This window comes from Butyricimonas faecihominis (assembly GCF_033096445.1).
Taxonomy (GTDB): Bacteria; Bacteroidota; Bacteroidia; order Bacteroidales; family Marinifilaceae; genus Butyricimonas; species Butyricimonas faecihominis.
In genome coordinates this window covers 759,323-778,859 of sequence record NZ_AP028155.1, presented here as the reverse complement: position 1 = coordinate 778,859, position 19,537 = coordinate 759,323, and the positions used below count along the sequence as shown (strand labels likewise).

Annotated in this window: 13 protein-coding genes; 1 reads left to right on the top strand and 12 read right to left on the bottom strand. The window is 47.8% G+C overall.

Annotated elements, in window-relative coordinates:
* Positions 1-24 precede the first annotated feature (24 nt).
* A complete protein-coding gene (locus tag R8806_RS03210) occupies positions 25-1,254 on the top strand; it encodes a mechanosensitive ion channel family protein (RefSeq protein ID WP_124316298.1) in 1,230 nt (409 codons plus the stop codon).
* Between the two features lie 66 nt (positions 1,255-1,320).
* On the opposite strand, the gene R8806_RS03205 is transcribed toward R8806_RS03210, so the two are convergent.
* The 12 genes from R8806_RS03205 to R8806_RS03150 form a co-directional block, all read right to left on the bottom strand.
* Positions 1,321-2,325, bottom strand: coding sequence for a YwqG family protein (locus tag R8806_RS03205; RefSeq protein ID WP_124316297.1), 1,005 nt, complete (start codon positions 2,323-2,325; stop codon positions 1,321-1,323).
* Between the two features lie 391 nt (positions 2,326-2,716).
* Positions 2,717-3,583, bottom strand: a complete 867-nt coding sequence (locus tag R8806_RS03200) for a GNAT family N-acetyltransferase (RefSeq protein WP_164719588.1) — start codon at positions 3,581-3,583, stop codon at positions 2,717-2,719.
* Positions 3,580-4,704 carry a VWA domain-containing protein gene (locus R8806_RS03195; RefSeq protein WP_124316296.1) on the bottom strand — a complete coding sequence of 375 codons (1,125 nt, stop codon included), beginning with the start codon at positions 4,702-4,704 and terminating at the stop codon, positions 3,580-3,582. Before R8806_RS03195 ends, R8806_RS03200 begins: the two co-directional genes overlap by 4 nt.
* Positions 4,705-4,784: 80 nt before the next feature.
* Positions 4,785-7,088 (bottom strand): DUF5682 family protein, encoded by a 2,304-nt coding sequence (locus R8806_RS03190; RefSeq protein ID WP_124316295.1) that lies wholly within the window; start codon positions 7,086-7,088, stop codon positions 4,785-4,787.
* A 117-nt stretch (positions 7,089-7,205) separates the two neighbouring features.
* Positions 7,206-8,285 (bottom strand): ATP-binding protein, encoded by a 1,080-nt coding sequence (locus R8806_RS03185; protein WP_118258545.1) that lies wholly within the window; start codon positions 8,283-8,285, stop codon positions 7,206-7,208.
* Positions 8,286-8,408: 123 nt separating this feature from the next.
* Entirely contained in the window at positions 8,409-9,881 is a 1,473-nt protein-coding gene (locus R8806_RS03180) for a DUF5691 domain-containing protein (protein ID WP_124316294.1), read from the bottom strand.
* A complete protein-coding gene (locus R8806_RS03175) occupies positions 9,865-11,196 on the bottom strand; it encodes an SWIM zinc finger family protein (RefSeq protein ID WP_317715764.1) in 1,332 nt (443 codons plus the stop codon). Before R8806_RS03175 ends, R8806_RS03180 begins: the two co-directional genes overlap by 17 nt.
* A gap of 150 nt (positions 11,197-11,346) precedes the next feature.
* Positions 11,347-13,635: a Gldg family protein gene (locus R8806_RS03170; RefSeq protein ID WP_124316292.1), complete on the bottom strand. Its 2,289-nt coding sequence runs from the start codon at positions 13,633-13,635 to the stop codon at positions 11,347-11,349.
* A gap of 8 nt (positions 13,636-13,643) precedes the next feature.
* Complete coding sequence (locus tag R8806_RS03165) at positions 13,644-14,579, bottom strand: ABC transporter ATP-binding protein (RefSeq protein WP_151411472.1); 936 nt, start codon at positions 14,577-14,579, stop codon at positions 13,644-13,646.
* Positions 14,580-14,603: 24 nt separating this feature from the next.
* Complete coding sequence (locus R8806_RS03160; protein WP_164720059.1) at positions 14,604-16,904, bottom strand: Gldg family protein; 2,301 nt, start codon at positions 16,902-16,904, stop codon at positions 14,604-14,606.
* A gap of 11 nt (positions 16,905-16,915) precedes the next feature.
* Complete coding sequence (locus R8806_RS03155) at positions 16,916-17,857, bottom strand: ABC transporter ATP-binding protein (protein ID WP_151411471.1); 942 nt, start codon at positions 17,855-17,857, stop codon at positions 16,916-16,918.
* Between the two features lie 148 nt (positions 17,858-18,005).
* Complete coding sequence (locus tag R8806_RS03150) at positions 18,006-19,529, bottom strand: PKD-like family lipoprotein (protein ID WP_317715762.1); 1,524 nt, start codon at positions 19,527-19,529, stop codon at positions 18,006-18,008.
* Positions 19,530-19,537: the final 8 nt, after the last annotated feature.

Genomic DNA, 19,537 nt, shown 5'->3' with positions numbered 1-19,537 from the left:
TAAACCAACTAAAATATTTGAAACATGACGATTGAAAATTACATTCAAGCCGGCTTACAGCATTTGGGGGTTTACTCGGAAAGTATTTCCGACATCATCTACTTCATGGCCCTGCTTGTGATTATCGGTATCATCAACTGGATTATCCACGTGCTTACCCGCCAATGGCTAGCACGTATCGTACTAAAGCTGACCAAACGGACGGCAACGAACTGGGATGATCTCATGCTCGATCAACGATTCTTTAACCGGCTGGGACTTCTCATCGCCCCCATCGTGATACAAATCGTATTCAAGGAATTCGAGTGGACTCAATTTGCCTTCCTTATGAAACTGATCAATGTCTGGATCACACTCTCCTTCCTGCTCATCGTGTCGAGCATACTGGACGGCATCAACCGGATATACGATAGTTACCCGATGGCCAAGGACCGCCCGATCAAGGTGTTCATCCAAGTGATCAAGATATTTTTCTACTGTGCCGCCACCATCATCGTGATCAGCATACTGATCGATAGAGACCCCGTTGCACTACTTGCCGGACTGGGAGCCATCTCCGCCGTCCTCATGCTGGTATTCAAGGATTCTATTCTAGGGTTCGTGGCCGGAATACAGTTAATCTCCAACCGTATGGTAAACATCGGGGACTGGATTGTCATGCCCAGTAGTAACGCGGATGGTGACGTGATCGAGATCAACCTCACCACCGTGAAAGTGCAGAACTGGGACAAAACCATCTCCACGATCCCCACTTACAAGCTCGTTTCCGAGTCATTCACCAACTGGCGGGGAATGCAGGAATCCGGCGGACGACGCATTAAACGATCCGTCAACATCGACATCTATTCCGTGCATTACCTCACGAACGAAGACCTTGAAAACCTGAAACAATCAGCCCTGCTCAAAAGCTACATAGAGGGAAAGATGAAGGAGCTGAACGAGTATAATGCCAACGTGGAAAACCCGCTTGACAAACGCCGCCTGACCAACATCGGGACTTTCCGGGAATACATGGAGGCGTGGCTTGCCGCCAACCCCAACATCAACCTCGACATGACCCACATGGTACGGCAACTACAACCCACCCCGACGGGAATCCCGTTAGAAATCTATTGTTTTTCGGCACAAAAACAATGGGTAATCTACGAACGAGTACAAGCCGACATTTTCGACCACTTGTTTGCCATTCTCCCACTTTTCAAACTGAAAGTGTTCCAATACCCAACAAACATGGAGTGGATGCAGGAAAACTAAAAGCTATAAACTAAAAGTTGGAAGTCATTCACGGCCTCCAACTTTTATCTTTTAGTTTTTATCTTTCTAGTAGCAATCCCAATGATACAACACCCGGCTAAAATCCCGTTTAGCCAAGTTCTCCGGACGGATAAAGAAATTGCACACGCCGGAATCCCCCCACACGATCTTGTAATCGTCCGTCTCGTCCGAATCCAACTGGAACAACAAGATTGAATTTTCCTTCAACTCCTGATGATACTCCCGCGGGTCAAGCTGCGTGAAGAAGGGATACCCTCCCATGCGATGCCCTCCCATATCCAGTTGGTCGTAAACCTTATCCAGCTCATCCTCCGGGGCTCGGTCCAGAGAGGCCACCCGGGCATCGGGATTTGCCTCGTTATAGGCATCCAACAGCAATTTATCGAAACGATAGTCTCCGCCCCCCATCGGCATGGACGATTTCTCGAAATTCAGTCTTAATTCACCATCCACCGGGAAACCATCCGGGTACTCCACGCCATCTGTCGGCAAAACGGAAAGTAAGGCCGTCTCGTCTTCCACGACTTCCTCGTGATAAATCACCCGGAATCCCTTCTGCTCTTCCGGATTCTCGAAATTCAACCCGTGGGCATTTTCTCCCGCAATATAAAACTGGAGAATTCCCTTTGTCGGGAAACCATCCAACGGCGGCATCTCGCTGAAATTCACCTGTGCCAAGAAACGCAAGGGCAACAACTTTCGTTCTTCCACCTGTTCAACAGCCTCTCCTGCGGCTGCGGAAGGCACGGTGGTTGTGCCTCCATCCAACCCGGCAAACGGCCCGGCTACCACGCTCGCAGCCACCGCAGGTGCTTGTCCTTCCGTGACAACCGTACTCCCCGCCTCCTCGTAAGGATAGTCAAACCCTTTAGGCATATAAGGCATCCCCCCGATCTTGCTCTCCCAAGGTTTAGTCGTTCCTTTTGACGGGATCAGCGTCACGCACTCTGTCGTTGTTTTCTCCTTGATAACCCGCAGTATTCGATCTGCTGAAGTCTCTTTCTTCCCTTCATTTCCTCCACCTCCGAATATTTTATTAAAGAATCCCATAATATCGTCTTATTAAATGATTTCCGTGCCAAAAATACAAAAAGAAACTAAAAGTTAAAAGCTAAAAAATAAAAGTTAGAAATAAAAGCCTAGATTTCTATTAACTTTATTTTAAGTATAAGCACACTCATTAACTCCAAATATTCGTTAACATAACACATTTTTAAGTGGCTGAAATAAAGCATATTACAACAAATCTACGTTTCCACCCTCTCGTAACCCGCGCCAGCAAAGGGCTCAGAAGGTTCATAGCCTGCTTAAAGCCTGCTAAAAGCTTGGTATTAGCCTGCTCTACCTAGGCTAGTACCAAGCCTAAAACAGGCTACATTTAGTTAAGCAACCAGCCTACCATCCAGAGAGAATAGCAAGTATATCCAAAAAATAGTTCTTTTTAACGAATCTCCAAACGCAGTAAAGTCATATCCACGCAAGGCCTCCCGTTATCGATGATCGGTTCCGGGTAATTATCCGTGAAGAAATTCTTCACCACGTGGTCCTGCACGAAACCGTAACGCTCGTAATACCCCACGCCACCCTCGCTCGTCCCTACCCACAAGCAAGAAAAACGATCTTTATAGTAACCGGCCAGAAAAGAAAGAATGTACATTCCGTACAGTTTCCCTTGATACTCCGGCAACACGGCCAAATTCTTGATTTCCCCCTTTTCGTCAACGACAGCCTCCCCGATCACCTTCCCGTCCCTCTCCAAAACGAACATATCGCTCTCCTCCAAGTAACGGTCAACCATCGCCTCGCACGGGTCCGCATCCAGTAGAAGATGAAGATACGCTTTCTTATCCCCCGTCACCTTTACCATTCGCTGCGGGGGATTCTTTAAACGCAGGTATAGGATCGGGTAAGGTTTCCCGCAACCGTCCGTTTCCGTGCGGCGTTCCACCTCAAACCCCATCCGGGCATAAAAGCTCACGGCCTGCCCGTTTTGCTCGTTCACGGCCACCGTCTCCGCGTGAACATCCTCGATCGCCCACTCGATAAGATCACGACCGATGCCCTTTCCCCGGTAATCCGGGTCCACGAAAAGCATCTCGATAGATGTCATGTCATACCCCAAAAAGGCTACAATTTCATCCCCTTCATAATGAAGTAGCAAGGGCAACTTCTCGCAATTCTCACGCACAAAAGGCCTGTAAAACTCTATATCTCCTTCCACGAGGAAATCATGGGTGGCTCGCACGGAGGCCTCCCATAATTCCACACATCGTTCCACGATTTCCGCTCGGTTTCTCTTTTCTTTCATTGCATATTCTTTGATAACCACATCCCGATATCTTGTTTTGCCAAGGCCGCCGCCATCAAGTCCGGGAACTTGTCCGGGGTACAGGCAAATGCCGAAACACCCAGTTCTGCCAAGAATTGGGCGTTCTCCTTGTCGTAGAAAGGCGCCCCGTCGTCATTCAGAGCCAACAACACGATCAACTGCACCCCACTCTGCACGAGAGAAATCATCTTCTTGCGCATCTCCCGCTCGTTACCCCCCTCGCACAAGTCGGTCACGAGAACCAGCACCGTGTCCGCAGGACGGGTAATCACCGTCTGGCAATACCCCAAGGCCCGGTCAATATCCGTACCGCCACCCAGTTGCACGCCGAAAAGCAAGTCCACCGGGTCCTGCAAATCATCCGTCAAGTCAACTACCGAGGTGTCAAACACCACCATACGGGTCTGCACGGACGGGATCGAGGCTAGCACGGAGCCGAATATTCCCGAATAAACCACGGACGCCCCCATCGAACCACTCTGGTCGAGACACAGCACGATGTCCTTCAACGCCCGGCGTTTCCGGCCGAAACCGATACGAACCTCCGGGATAATTGTCTTGTATTCCGGCTGATAGTTCCGTAGGTTTTTCTCGATCGTCGTCTTCCAATCAATCTCGTTGTAGCGGGGATTTCGCCGCCTGCTGGAACGGTTCAAAGCCCCGGTAACGGCCTGTTGCATGGGTGACGATAGCTTTTTCATCAGCTCGTCCACCACTTTACGCACCACTTCCCGGGCAATAGCCTTGTTCTTCTCCGGTATCACCCGGCTCAAGGACATCAACGTTGCCACCAGATGCACGTCCGGCACCACCGATTCAAGCATCTCTTTCTCGGTCAGTAACGAAGTCAAGTTCAATCGCTTGATAGCGTCCTTTTGAATCACTTGTACAACCGTCTGCGGGAAAAACTCCCGGATGTCTCCCAACCAACGGCTTACCTTGGGAGTCGAACCACTCAATCCCCCTTTACGGTCACTATCGTACAAAGCATTCAAGGCAGCATCCACGCGACTCTCCTCGGCAGAGAGAGAAACTCCCGTTCCATCCGCCTCGTTTCCTCCCAGTATTAATCGCCATCGCTTTAAAAGAGCTTCTTCCATTTTAGATTTTAAATTTTAGATTTTAAATTCCTCCTACACAGGCCAACGTTTTTTGATTTCCTACTTTTATCTTTTAGTTTTTATCTTTTACTTTTCTCGTTCCAAATGCCTAATAACCGCTCAATCAACGGAATTACCTTCCGGGCATCTTCACCGTTAAACGCCTCGCTTTCCGCATTTACCCGTTTCACGGCAGAAGTTCCCTTGGCTTTCTCACCGAGTTTACGACGTTCCGGCAGGCTGTACTCGCTGAAGGTTCTACGGAGTATGGGCAATAACTCCATGAAACTCCCGTCGTTCAGAGTGGCCAGCCAGCTATTCACCAAATCCCATAACTGATCGTCCAGCAACAAGATAGTACCCGATGATTTAAGGAATCCTTCAAACCAAAATGCCGTGTCGGATGCCGTGTTCCCGGGAGACGTGTAATAACTCAACGTTTGGGCCGTTTCCTCGTATCCAAGGATATTCTTATCCCGCAGTAAACGAGTACAATAACCGGACAACAAGGGATGAGAACCCCGTGCTTCCCGGATCTTATTCACCAGTTCCGTCCACATCTCCATCAATCCCGGTTGGTTCGCCGTGGCCATAGCGTAATCGACAGCCACCAATCGCTCCATGACCTCTGCTGCCGCATCCTCGTCCACGTTCGTGCAAGCCAGCACTCCCCCGGCAAGCACACGGGCCATCATGGCGTTCAACATATCGTTAACCTTCCCGTAATCCAAGTTCCGCACACTCCCGTAACGAACCACGTTCACCATACCGGGGATGGTCTTCATCATCTCCAGCACATCGGTTGTCGAGGCGGAAAGCGCATCCAGCCGGGAAGTCATTTCTTCCACGAGAGCGGGCAAATCCGCGGGAATCACCCGTTCCAGCAAGTCCACCAACTCGGATATAGACGTGATGTCTTTCGACAAATGGGTGTTATACGCGATAACTGCCTCGGACAAAGTATTTCCCCACACGGCCTTCTCGATCACGGCAAGGGTCTGCTCCGGTTCGTAATAAACGGACCAAGCCTCCTTGAAAGTCCCCTTCCCGTCAACCCGTAACGGACGGGCCATCTTTATACCGAGCAAGTTCAGGCGGTGGAAAAAGATACTCCGCTCCAAATCCATCGGTTTCCGCAAATCCAGCTGGAATTCCTTCACCTCGGTCGTGAGGGGTAAGCGCAAGCGTTTCAATAACTTCTCTACATCCACGAGAAGAGGAACTTTAGGCACATCATCCGGTACGCTCCCCATGCGATCACTAATCACCAAGGCCTCCCGGATCACTTGTAACAGAATCGGATCACCGAATCCCATCACCGTGGTCACGGCATCATTGTATTCCTCCAAAGAAGGACGGGGCAAACCGCGTAACGCGGCTGCAACTTGTGCCAAACGCACGGCCTCGATCACGTGAGCCACGGAAATATCCATTCCTTTCGTCCGGAAAAGGGCGGCCACCTTGCTCATCCAACGGGTTCCGTCGTCATCCGGATAATGCCATAAATGATCGTACCACCCCGGGGAAACGATTCCCGCCCCGTAACCGCTCCGGAAAGACAACCGATCGTAAGTCCACGGAATCCACGTACACTCCACCTTCACTTTCGGTAATCCCTTCAATAACTCGTTGTCTTCTTTCTGCGTGGGCATCTTCTCCAGACCCGGCACGTGCCAAGCCCCGCACACCACGGCTATACGTTTGAAACCCTCTTTTTGGGCAGCCCGGATCATCTTACGCATCCACGCCTCCCGCAACAAAGTCTCCCGATCGGTCTTGGGGAAATACTCCCGTAACACCGAAACAGCCTCTTTCACGGCGGCAAACACCTCCTCGTTACGCTGACGATTCTCAAAGTTCACTTCCCACCACAATTCCGGATCATCGTACCCGGCCGCTTTCGCCAGATGAGCAAAAGGATCAACGGGCAGTAATTCCGGAACGTCAACTACCCGAACTTCTTCCGGGGTCTCGGTTGCGGACGCCTCCCCCTGTACTTCATCGCACTCCCCCTCTTCGCCGGTTTTCCCGGCCACGGCTTGTTCCTCCCGTTCTTTCCAAAGAGCTAAATGATGCACCAAAGGTAAGTCAAAAAAGCGTAATGACACCTCCTTTTTCATGGCATAGCACATGGCCTGCCATTCGGGTGAAAACTCGGCAAAAGGATAAAACACGGCCCTTCGAGGCTCGTCGGGCTGATACGCCAGCAAGGCCACGGGCGGTTTCATCTGCTCATGAAGTACTCCCGGCAAAAGCGGCTCCGCCTCCGGGGGACCTTCCAATAAAATAACATCGGGTTCCAGTTCTTCCAAGTACGCTCGTACGTTCTTGGCTGACCCCGGACCATGATGCCGTATGCCTAAAAAATGTATTCCATCAACCATTGTATAAATTAAATGACTACGTGATTGTCGATTACATGATTCCGTGATTCTACAATCACCGAATCGGAAATCACTAAATCACCGAATCAATCCGATTTCTAAATCTAAAACTAGTCACTATAACATTTCCCTAGATGCCCGGTAGATGTCCTTCCAGCCATCGCGTCCCTTCACGACCGTTTCAAGGTACTCCTGCCATATCACCTGATCCTGCACGGGGTCCTTCACAACCGCCCCGATAATTCCCGATACAAGGTCCGTGGCGTTTAACCGGCCATCACCGAAATACCCGGACATGGCCAAACCGTTATTCACGACGGAGATGGCCTCGGCCGTACTCAGCGTACCACTGGGAGTTTTCAACTTGGTCTTACCATCTTCGGTTGCTCCCTGACGTAACTCCCGGAAAATGGTAACCACTCGGCGAATCTCTTCCAGTGCAGGTTTCTCTGCCGGAAGGTCCATAACGGCCTCGAAACTCTCCACCCGGCGACGCACGATGTCGATTTCCTCGTCGATCGTGTCGGGCAAAGGCAGGATTACCGTGTTAAAACGGCGTTTTAAAGCGCTTGACAAGTCATTTACACCCTTGTCCCGGTTATTGGCAGTAGCAATCACGTTAAAGCCCCGGATAGCCTGTATTTCACGATCCAGCTCGGGAATAGGCAATGTCTTCTCGGAAAGAATCGTGATCAGCGTGTCCTGAACGTCCGAACCGACACGGGTCAACTCCTCTATACGGGCCAGTTTACCATCCTTCATTGCACGCATGACGGGAGTTTGCACGAGAGCCCCCTCGCTAGGACCTTCGGCTAATAACTTGGCATAGTTCCACCCGTAACGGATGGCCTCCTCGCCCGTTCCTGCCGTTCCCTGCACGATCAAGGTAGAATCTCCGGATATAGCCGCCGCCAGATGCTCGCTTACCCAGCTCTTGGCTGTACCCGGCAGACCGTACAACAATAATGCCCGATCCGTGACCAGCGTGGCCACGGCGATCTCCATCAAACGACGATGCCCGATATACTTCGGGGTCACCTCGAAACCGTTTGCCAGTTTCCCGCCCATCAGGTAGGTAACCACCGATTGCGGGGATAGTTGCCAGTTTTCCGGTACTTTATTTGTCTCGTTCTTCTTTAACTCGTGCAACTCTTCCTCGAATTGCTGTTCCGCGTGTTGTCTTAATAATAAACCCATATTTTTACTTTTTGATATTTGTCTCTTATACCCAAACAATTTTAGATGAAAGAATCCTTTAAAAAGCGCTAGCCCCGTGCGGCTGAAATCTAAAATCTAAAATCTAAAATCATAAATCTAAAATTAAAACGCTTGTATTATTTCCTTTTTCATCAATAACAGTTGTTGCAAACGAACCGTGAACTCCCAGTGGCTAGCACTACTCTCCCGTGACGCCCCTAAAGTGGACACGTAATCATACATCGAGGCAGGAAGGCGTAAAGCCAGCGCCTCACAAGTCGGACGATCGTAATAACAATAATCCATGGCGTAAATCATCTTCAACACACCCCGGGAGAATTTCTCTCCCCACTCGCCGTCGTCCTCGCCGAACCATTGACTGATATAAAAATTCCGGTCGGCTTTCCCGCTTAAATTCAATTGCTCCCGCTGTTCCACGGATAGTAAGGGAACCAATTGCATCAAGTCGGATGACTGAAGTACCCGTTCATCTTTCAGCACGTGGTAAGCCCAATCCCGGTCTTTATAACCCAGTATCGTGTCCGTCAAGTAAATATGTTTTGAAAAAGGGGGTGATTTACGCATCCGCTGAGCTGCCGTCTCCGGATCACAATCGAAAAACTCGCACCAAAAGGACAAAGGCATACATTGTGCCATTTGTCGCAGGATATAATCACTGTCGCTCTCGCCTTTATTACTACTCACTTCGTTTATTCCTAACTTCTTGAATTCTTCCGTGTAAGCAATCGGATCCACAGACCAACCAAGCAAACGACGATAATGCAAATGCTTCTTTAACGTCTCGGCAAACAAGTGCAAGATTCGGGATTCCGGGATCATACGTAACAGACGCAACGCCTCGTCCCGCACGGTAGAACTCCGGTCACCACCCCGTACTTCCTCTAAAAAATCCTCATCCGCTACCGACAAACCAGTCTCCAGACAAGCCAGAAACTCCGCACGATGCTGGGCAGACTCGTTTTTCCATTCAGCACGTAACATCTCGATACCCCGGGCAGGATTCTCACGACGTACCCGTGAAAGTATCAGTTTCCGGTCAGCATGAGTGGCCGTTTCCCACGTATCATCATCCTCTTCCTGCAAAGCGGCATATCCCATAATGGGTAATAACCAACGTCCCCGGTTACCCACCAGAGAGATTAGTAATTGCCGCTCCCGTTTTGCCGTCTGGCTCCCCGGTTGAAATACCCGTGTCAGCACTTGGGGCAAATATTCCGGCGGAATCAACTGTTCCCGCTCTGCCGCTTTCCGGTACCAAAAAAGCAACATATTAGCATACTTTTCCCCCAGCAAAATACTTAGTATTGCGGCCGCTTTCTGACCGACATAAGGCCGCATTTCCGGCCCAGCCTCTGAAACTGGAACAGGATCTTTTAACTTCAAAGGTTCCAAACCCGAACGATAGTAAGCGAAAAAAGCCGCAGCCCCCTTATAGAAGACCTCCTCCCCGTCTGTAGCGTTCTCTTTTACCCGCTCCAACGTCCCGGCAAGATCTTCCGGTAACTCGCCGGAAGTCATCTCCCGGTTAGCCGTTCCCAACAAGGCTATATTTATGACATTATCCGTTATACTCATTGCTTAACGTGTAATATTTATCTTCTATCCATAACGATAACACTCTCCATGACCGCTCCCCGGCAAGGAAGAACCCCGTGAATTCCCGTCCGCCGGTCACGGCAAAACCTTTCAATTTGCCGGCCTCACCCAAGGTTAACGGAATCAGATACTCGTTGCTATCCTTAATCCACACCTGTTTTTCGTGCATCACAAGGCGTACCTCGCTAACCAACACGGGTACTTCATACGTGAAAGGATTACGGGTCATACTCTCCCGATAGACTTGCATGGCCTCTGCCAATCCCGCACAACATCCTTTTCCGGATGGGATAAAGGGTTCTCTTGTACCTTTCTGTTCACGGAATAATACCCGGGTCGGGGTCACGCCCTTGTAAAACGCCACATCAGCCGCAACAACACTACCCGGTAATAAAGCGGTTTCCGTCAAAGCTCCCGGTGTTAAGAATTGCAAGAAGAGCGCATAACGACAGGTTTGTCGGCCGTACAACCAATTGTACTCTACCGTCAACCGATCTTGTTGCAGACTTTCCGAGGCAACAACCAACCAATCGTCGGAAACCTGTTCCCCGTTAGCCAACACCTCCTCCTTGGCCTGCGGGTATCCCACGAGAGTACGGATTTCATCCTGCCATTCCGGGGACAACTGATCGAGGTGCTTGTAGCTTTCCGCCACGAGGTACGCCCGGCTTGCTCCCGCCGTCAGCTCGTACTTCCAGTCCTCACCGAAATAATGAATCTCCTGTAACTGCCGCATCATCCCCGCCAAACCGGGAGCCTGTGCATCGACCATACGCTTGGAAATCCCAGCAAACAGGGCTTGCGCCCGCTCCGGAACGTTTAACAGACCACTTCGCACAAGGTCCTTTAACCACCCTTGCAAATCGTCCACACCGTTCAGCACCTTTTTGTGTCGAGCCTCCTGCCTCTTTGCCTGAGCCTCTACATCCACGGGTTTATCCGCTTTTTCCTTCTTCTCCTCCGCTTTTCCCGCACGTTTCTCCAACCACTCCTTTACCCAGTCGGGTTCTTCCCCTGTCGTGAATAAATCCGGCTGAGAAGCATATAAAAACAAAAGCCCCAAGCTATGTTTACAAGGAAACTTATGGCTGGGACACGAACATTTGAAAGCGATATTCTGCAAATCGACCTGCGTCTGGTAGGGATTCTTACCACTTCCCTGACAATGCCCCCATAACGCCCGGTCACTCGCTCCCCGTAACACCCATTTCGCCGCCGAGGCCAATCCCTTCCCGGCTTTCACGGATGCCGCATCCGGGGCCAATTTTATAATTTGATCTTCTGATAATTCCATGTACTCCAAATTTCAATATCCATTCCGACAAATTTAACGCTTAATCCGAGACTTGAAACACCTTCAACCATTATCTACTAAAAAAAGATTCAGGTATCAGCCATCTTACGGCTAAAACCTGAATCTTTGTATGATCAGAAAACACATCCTTTACTTCATCCGCCTCATCACCCAGATCACGCAACCACACACCACGATCAGTACCGGACATATCCAACGCAAGAATATCTTGATCCACGCAAATCCTCCCGGGGTTAGGTACGTGTCATTATCCTTGGCTGCCGGACGACTAACATCAATAGGATACTCATCGTAAACAAGCCAACGAAACATTCCATCCGTAAGTGCGTAATTCGAGCGACGGAACTCTCGATTTGCTCCAAGTTCCCCATTACTGATACAATCGGCATCCCCAAGCACAAAGACACGTTGTTCCTTTCCCCGCACGTCACGACGCAAGGCATAACCGGTCACGTAGGCTTTTTCCTCCTCCCCTAATGCCGTGTTTAGACGGGGTTCTTCGAGAGAAAAGTTCTTCGTTTCCAACTCATTCCAACACCCGTGAGTTGCCGTCGTGAACACGGGAATCACCTCGAATCCCTTATTTTCCGTCTCGCAAATAGCTGCCGCAGAAGGCATCGTGAGGACATTACCCAATTCCACCATACGGGCAAAAATAGGTTCCAAACTTGCCCCTTCCGGTGTGAATGTTGCCCAAAGATAATCAGCAACATATCCCTCACGAGGCTGCACCAGCACACCGGGAACAAAAGCGAGGCCCAATTGTTCCAGCACGGGTGCCATGTACTCCTGCCGACGCGGTTCCCCGATCACCACCAAGTTTCCCCCGTGTTCGATATATCGTTTAATTTGAATCAATTCATCATCCGTCAAAGCTTTTCGTAAATCAGCGATAACGAGTACATCCACATCCGATGGAATATCTCCCCCTTCCGTCAGCATTAGCGTATAGGGCGTGTAGCCTTGATTGACCAACGCACCTCTTGAATCAAGAACTGTCGTGAACGAAGTATAATTAACCCCAGAGCCATCATAAATATTGCGTTCGCCATGTCCATTCAAGAAAGCAATACGCGGACTCTCGGACACCATAGTCTTCAATACGGCGGAAATCTCCGCCTCGGAAGGATACTTTCCCTGATCATCGAACATACGTAGGAAAGCTTTCTGCCCGTTCTCCCGCTCGATCAAGAACACGTAGCGGTATTCCTCGGCAGAGAGGTCGATCTTCTCCCTCATCTGTTCCGGGGTGAGTATGCTTTTGGGATTAATATCGGAAGTCAGCACGAGTCTCTCTATTGCCTTATCCATTTCCTCGCGGGAAAGATTCATCCCTGCACTATTATCGTAATAATAATAGCTTTTCAGTTTAGTCTCCGGCTTGAAACGAGTAAATGTCTCGAAGATATTCCGGGTATTAAACCAATTGGATGGCATTCCAAGATAGCCAAACTTGTCAAGGAGATTAACGTAAGAAGTAATCGTCAAGCCTCCGTCCACCTGTTTCAGTATTTCCTGACTGTTCGGGGTGATCGTACGATCCTTGTTAGCCGTAGCATCGTAGAAACACTTCAATTGAGGAATCGTGGAGACATACCCGAGTAGGGCAACACAGGCTACCAATCCCACGTATTTGCCCACTTTCACGCTCATGGAACAACTCCGACGAGCAAATTGCAGTTTCAGCACCGAGAACCCGAGGAACATTCCCGAAACGAGAATAAAATAAAGTATATCCTCGCTACAAATCAATCCCCGGATAGATTCATCCGCACGTCCTTTAAGCGAGAACCAATACATCACTTCACGCACCCCCTCAATATGTTGCCACAAGCTACCGATAAAGTTTAAAAAGCTAATGAAAGTTAACGTTCCTAAAGCCGCAATGATCTGGTAAGAAGTCAAGGTCGACATGAAAAGCCCGATAGCCGCGTATGTCGCCATGAGCAAGTACAAGCCCAACCAACCGGAAAGTACGAGCGAAAGATCAAAATCTTTGATCGAGAAAAACGCCACGACCACCAGTACCAACACGCTCCCCATCATGATCAGCCCATAAATCAACATGGAAAAGTATTTTCCCAATATGATCTGCAAACTACTGATTGGGGAAGAAAAAAGTAATTTAATAGAACCACTACTATATTCCCGACTCATAAGCCCCATTGTTAACAAGGGAATGTAAAGATAAAGGGTAGATTGGATGGTTGTATAAGGGGCGAAACCACCGATCACGAAAAGCATATAACTCTGGTACCCCTGCATTTGTCCAAGAGTTTTCGCGTTAACGGTATATTCCAGTAAGTTCGCAAAACTACCAAAAACCTGAAATACAAATATGACTAGGATTAACCAAGCTATCGGAGAATAAAAGAGTGTACCTAACTCCGATTTTGCTATTTTATATATTACTCTCATAACGTTTATTAAAATTTATCGATCAATCTTTTTCCTGACAACTGGGCAAAAATCTCTTCCAAAGAGATTCTTTCCAACGTAATCTCGCTTAATCCCCAACCATGACGCACACACGTGTCGGCCACCACCTCGGTGATGTCGTCCCGCTTGTCAAACTGCACTCTCAAGGTGTTTCGATCCAAGTGTTTGAGACGTGTCACCCCGGGGATAGCCAATATATCCTCGTCGGCAGGCGGGTTGTCAAGTTTCACGATAAACGTGTCCGGTTTCACGTAATTATCGAATTCTTCCAGCGTCCCGGAAAAGACCAGATGCCCGTGTTCTATCATCTTGATATCGTCGCACATAGCTTGCACTTCCGACAGGATATGCGTGGAAAGCAAAACGGCATGATCAACAGCAATCTCCTTGATCAACTTGCGAATCTCAAGAATTTGATTCGGGTCTAACCCGTTCGTCGGCTCGTCCAGCACCACGAATTTAGGACTATGTATGATGGCTTGCGCTATTCCCAAACGTTGTTGATACCCGCCGGAAAGATTACGGATCAACCGCTTGCTGAAATGAGCGATACCGCACCGTTCCTTGGCCATCTCTACAGCTTGCTTGATTTTCTTGGGTTCCATCAATCGCAATTCCGCACAAAATTCAAGATATTCATCAACCGTGTGGTCCGAATACAAGGGTGGTTTCTGCGGTAGGAAACCGATATTCTTTTTTGCCTCCACGGGATTCTTGCGAGTATCAATACCGTTAATATACACCGTGCCATCCGTTTGATTCAACACGCCGCAGATAATGTTCATCGTCGTGGACTTTCCCGCCCCGTTAGATCCCAATAATCCCAAGATTCCCTTCCGGTTCACCTCGAAATTTATATCTTGAATTGCCCAATCCACCGTGTAACGATGGGACAAATGCTCTACTTTTACAATAGATTCCATATCTTTTTTATCATTTAATAATTACTACTTACCTCTTCTCTTAAACCACACCAAAAGATATAACAACAAGATCACGGCCGGGAAGACAACAACAAACGCCACCTTCAAGGTCCCCCGTGACTGGTAGGACAATTTCAAGTGATTATCCGGTTGTGCCGGGCGAGGAAAATAAGTCGGGTATTGATAATCAGCCATCCAGCTACACATAAGCGTTGTCAACGGCCCGTTTGCCACTCCATAATATCTACTCTTGCTAAACTCCCCGGTCGTCATCCAGTCAGCATCTCCGAAAATCAAAATACGCTGCTCCTTCCCGTTCAATTGGCGGGTCAAGGCAAGCACCACGGGTAACTGTTGATTGATTTCCCCTGCTTTCGGGTTAAACACCGGGACTTCCCCCTCGAAATCCGTCGTTTCCAATTCAGTCCACGAACCTACCGGGGAAACCACTAACGGTACAACGTTATACCCCTTATCCATCGTGTAACTCAACCCAACGGCCCCCGTCATGCTCAACGGGTAGTTGCGGCTTGCCCACTGGGCGAACGTCGGGTGAATCGCTCCTGCCTGTGGCGTGAAAACAGCGTTAATATTCGTCGGGTCCTCATCTTTACGAGGTTGTATCAACATTCCGGGTAAAGCCTTCACCCCAAAATCCTCGAGTAATTCCCCCGTCACCCCCGAACGATTAACATCCGTTGCGAGGATCAAATGGCGCCCGCTTGCCACGTAAGCACGGATTTTTTCCAGTTCCACCGCTGAAAAAGGTTCTTTCGGGTCTATAATTAAAAGGATTTGCACGTCATCCGGGATCGCCCACTCTTCCGTGAGCGGCACGCTTACCGGATCAAAACCTTGGTTAATCAACGACCCGCGACCGGAACCATTCGTGAAAAGCCACCCGATCTCCCGATCCCCACTTTTGTTCATTTCCCGTTCACCATGTCCGTAGAGAGAACCCATTTTCACGGCTCCATCCTTCATGCGCAACAGGGCAACAGATATTTCCTGTTCACTCGGGTAAGGATTCAGGTCATTGAACATTCGCAAATAGGTCCAGTTTCCCTCGCTATCCTCAAGCGTACGGACAACTTGATTATTTTCACCGCTTAAATCATGAATCTTCCGTATTTCCTCGGGAGAAAGCACATCATCAAAATCCAACCCGTTCACCTTAGCTTGTTTTCGGGCAGCCTCTTCTAGATCTTCTCCCGGTGCACAACAGGAATGCCCGTTCAACACGTGATCGTAATAATAAATGTATTTGAACTTCATGTCCGGTTTGAAACGGTAATATTTGCTGAACACGGACATATCCCCAATCCGACTCTTCGGGAACATTCTGGCAGCCGTATGTTCGTCCATGATGTTGACATAGGTTGTCAGTGTTAGTTCCTGCCCTTTGTAACGTTCCAGTATATCACGACTCTTTGGAGTTAGTGTCAACTGTTCGTCACGGGAAAGGTCCGTAATACATACTGTGTTTCGTCGGGAAGTTGCATAACCAATCCCCACGATCACGACCACCAAAGCCAAATACTTCACCACTTTCGTGTACCACGGTTTACTCTGCCGAGCAAACTGCAATTTCATGATGGACATCCCGATAAACAGCGCAGGCATTAACAAATAGTATAACACGTCACCACTATTAATTAACCCGGCTATCGGGCCGTGAGGTCCACTACAAATCCAGTAAGTTATATCTCTCCAGAAATCCACTCCTTGTAAAACTCCGCCAATAACCTGCAAAATGGTTAACGCCGCAAACGTACCGATAGCCGCCACGACTTGATACGAGGTTAAACAGGAAACAAACAATCCCACAGCTGAATAAAGGCACATGATCAAGTAAATACCTATCAATCCGGTAATCGCCACGGGATAATCAAAGTCCTTCAGCACGCACATGTAAAAAACCACGTAAACCGTAACAATCGCTAGCATGATCAACCCGTAGAGCATCATCGACAAATATTTCCCCAACACGATCTGCGTGCTAGTAATCGGCGAAGAATATAGTAATTTAATGGATCCACTACTAAATTCCCGGCTCATCAATCCCATCGTCAACAACGGAAAATAAAGATACAAATAGGAAAGTACACCGGGAAATAATGGCGTACCGAAGCCGGTAAGCAGAAAATAAGCCGTCATTCCATCCTTTTCCCGGTTATTGATGACAAAATCTTTCAATTCCCATATAATCCTGTCCGTGAAAGTCATGCTCATCTGAAAAGTAAAGATGACCAGCACTAACCAAGCTATCGGGGAACAAAATAAAGAGTTTAGTTCTGATTTCGCTATTCTATATATTGTTTTCATATCCTGTAACATTAAAATTTATCAACCACTCGTTTTCCCGATAGCTGAGCAAAAATCTCATCCATGGATACCTTTTCCATCTGCATCTCGCTCAACCTCCATCCCCGGTTCACACAAATTTCCGCAACTCGTTTGGCCACCTCTTCTCCTTCCTGTTCGAGCTGCAACCGGAAAGAATGTTCATCGAGTTTCTTCACCTTGATCACTCCCGGAATATTTCCTAATTCCCCTTCCGCAGGAGCATTCTCCAACTTCACAATACAAGTATTGGATTTAACACTGTCATGAAATTCATCAAGTGTCCCGGAAAAGATCAAATTACCGTGTTCTATCATTTTAATATTCTGACAAATGGCCTCTATTTCCGACAAAATATGAGTGGAAAGCAAAACGGCATGATCTTGCGCAATCTCCCAAATCAAATCCCTGATTTCCAAGATCTGGTTCGGGTCCAAACCATTTGTCGGTTCATCCAGCACCACCAATTTCGGGTTATGCACGATGGCCTGCGCTATTCCCAAGCGCTGTTGATACCCACCCGAAAGGTTCTTCACGAGCCGCTTGCTAAAATGAGCGATCCCGCAACGTTTCATGGCCGATTCCACGGCGGCCTTCACCTCCCGGTCATCCATCAGCCGCAGATGAGCGCAATACGTGAGGTATTCACTCACGTTATGATCCGTGTACAATGGCGGTTTCTGTGGCAGAAAACCGATGTACTTCTTGGCCTCCACGGGTTGCTTACGGGTATCGATACCATTAATATAAACCGTTCCTTCCGTCTGGTTCAATACCCCGCAGATAATATTCATCGTGGTCGACTTCCCCGCCCCGTTCGAGCCTAAAAGCCCCAAAATCCCCTTCTGGTTAATTTCGAAGTTTATATCCCTGATCGCCCACTGAACACTATAGCGATGGGATAAATGCTCCACTCTTACAATTGGTTCTTCCATAAATTTCTTTTTACAATGACTTATTTTTTATACACAACACTCCCTTAGAGATTGTTACTACAATCCTTAATCATATCCAATATTCATCGTGTGAGGGAGTTAAAAACATCGCTTTCAACTCACCTCCTCACGATAGAATTAATTATTATTATTGTCTTGACTGTTGATTAAAATTAGACGAATTTCCGTATTTATACTGCACATCCACGACACGTCCCAAATTCTCGGCTTTGAACAGCACTTTTTCCTTCTGACCAGTCATAGCCTCGAAAGACGCATCCAGTATATAGAATTCTCCGTTATCCAGACCTACCGCTATTTCCTCCCTGTCCTCGTAAGCGTAACGCTCTATATCCAAAATTGTGGCTCCACCGGGAAACGTGTAGTACGGCTCAACCTTACTCACCCGATCCCAATAGTAAAGAACATTTCCCGCCGTAAAATAGAAGTACGAACTCCCATCCATGCAATATTTAGAATTATCGTTCACGTAACCATTCCCGACAAACAATTCTTCTTTACCACCATAGACATACAGGTTCGCATCACCTAAAGCAGGAAAAGCAGCTTTATAGGTTTGGAAATAATAATCAGACCCTTTTTTAATAATCTGCACGAAATCTCTCCCGGAAGCACCTTCCACGCTATACGAATCAATATACATCACTTGAGTACCTTCGCCCATATTATTTATTGGAGTAAAAGTTGGCAAATGCGTACTATCCGGATGCATACTAACATAGATGATTTTCTCCGTATATAGCTGAGGACTATCATACATACCTATCATTCGGTGGTTCAATTCATCATACATATAAATATAACCCAAATACGCACAGTAGTACATATTAGCAATTTTAGCATTACTAATCGCAGGAACATCATTATATTGGCATACTTGAAAACTTCCATTCGGGTTTATTCGGGTATAAAGATTTCCATCGGTTCCTAAAATAGCCTCTAACCGACTGCCATACTCCGCTTGTTTCGGTACAAAACCAGAAGGATAGTCTTTTTTTACAAATTCCTCTTTCGTGGTAATCACTTTCGAGAAATCAAGACCACTTATTTCTACAGCACCACTTTCTTGGATAACCAGAATCTCATCACTTGCACTAGAAAAATGTCGTCCCAAGCGGATTGGCCCGGTTCCCAAATCATCTCCACGGAGTTCCGTGTAAATATTTTCAAAAAGATTATAGGTTATTTCATTTTCACCCGCTTGCTCGGCCCGAACATAACTCAAAATAGATTTATTATTTTGTTCGGATAAAATTGTCCACCCCGTGGAATAACGTGATACCGTGTTAATATCAATCTGTTTCGATGTCAATGAACCGGTCGGTCCATGCTCCACGATGAATACGGTCATGTAACGTGCAATTTCCTTAAAAGTATATCGTAACACTTTCTCTCTTGAAATAGTATCACTCCATTCCTCCTGAATCTCGCTTACCCATGCATAAACAAATTCGGTAGAATCTGCACCTCCATAATCAATAACCGGGGTAATAACATATTCTTCACCCAGAGGGGTTGACCAATTACTGGATACATTACTGATCACCACGGTTTTTAATTCCGTGTAATCATAATTCCCCTCATCGTCAATACAGGAATATAGCATTATTATTGCTATCAAATATCCTAAAAATAGTTTTATTGTTTTCATACTCATCT

Bases quoted from the DNA above. Each gene is read 5' to 3' on its own strand.
- R8806_RS03210 (WP_124316298.1), top strand. From the start codon at position 25: ATGACGATTGAAAATTACATTCAAGCCGGCTTACAGCATTTGGGGGTT.
- R8806_RS03205 (WP_124316297.1), bottom strand. From the start codon at position 2,325: ATGGGATTCTTTAATAAAATATTCGGAGGTGGAGGAAATGAAGGGAAG.
- R8806_RS03195 (WP_124316296.1), bottom strand. From the start codon at position 4,704: ATGGAAGAAGCTCTTTTAAAGCGATGGCGATTAATACTGGGAGGAAAC.
- R8806_RS03200 (WP_164719588.1), bottom strand. From the start codon at position 3,583: ATGAAAGAAAAGAGAAACCGAGCGGAAATCGTGGAACGATGTGTGGAA.
- R8806_RS03185 (WP_118258545.1), bottom strand. From the start codon at position 8,285: ATGGGTTTATTATTAAGACAACACGCGGAACAGCAATTCGAGGAAGAG.
- R8806_RS03180 (WP_124316294.1), bottom strand. From the start codon at position 9,881: ATGAGTATAACGGATAATGTCATAAATATAGCCTTGTTGGGAACGGCT.
- R8806_RS03175 (WP_317715764.1), bottom strand. From the start codon at position 11,196: ATGGAATTATCAGAAGATCAAATTATAAAATTGGCCCCGGATGCGGCA.
- R8806_RS03155 (WP_151411471.1), bottom strand. From the start codon at position 17,857: ATGGAAGAACCAATTGTAAGAGTGGAGCATTTATCCCATCGCTATAGT.
- R8806_RS03150 (WP_317715762.1), bottom strand. From the start codon at position 19,529: ATGAAAACAATAAAACTATTTTTAGGATATTTGATAGCAATAATAATG.
- R8806_RS03165 (WP_151411472.1), bottom strand. From the start codon at position 14,579: ATGGAATCTATTGTAAAAGTAGAGCATTTGTCCCATCGTTACACGGTG.
- R8806_RS03170 (WP_124316292.1), bottom strand. From the start codon at position 13,635: ATGAGAGTAATATATAAAATAGCAAAATCGGAGTTAGGTACACTCTTT.
- R8806_RS03190 (WP_124316295.1), bottom strand. From the start codon at position 7,088: ATGGTTGATGGAATACATTTTTTAGGCATACGGCATCATGGTCCGGGG.
- R8806_RS03160 (WP_164720059.1), bottom strand. From the start codon at position 16,904: ATGAAAACAATATATAGAATAGCGAAATCAGAACTAAACTCTTTATTT.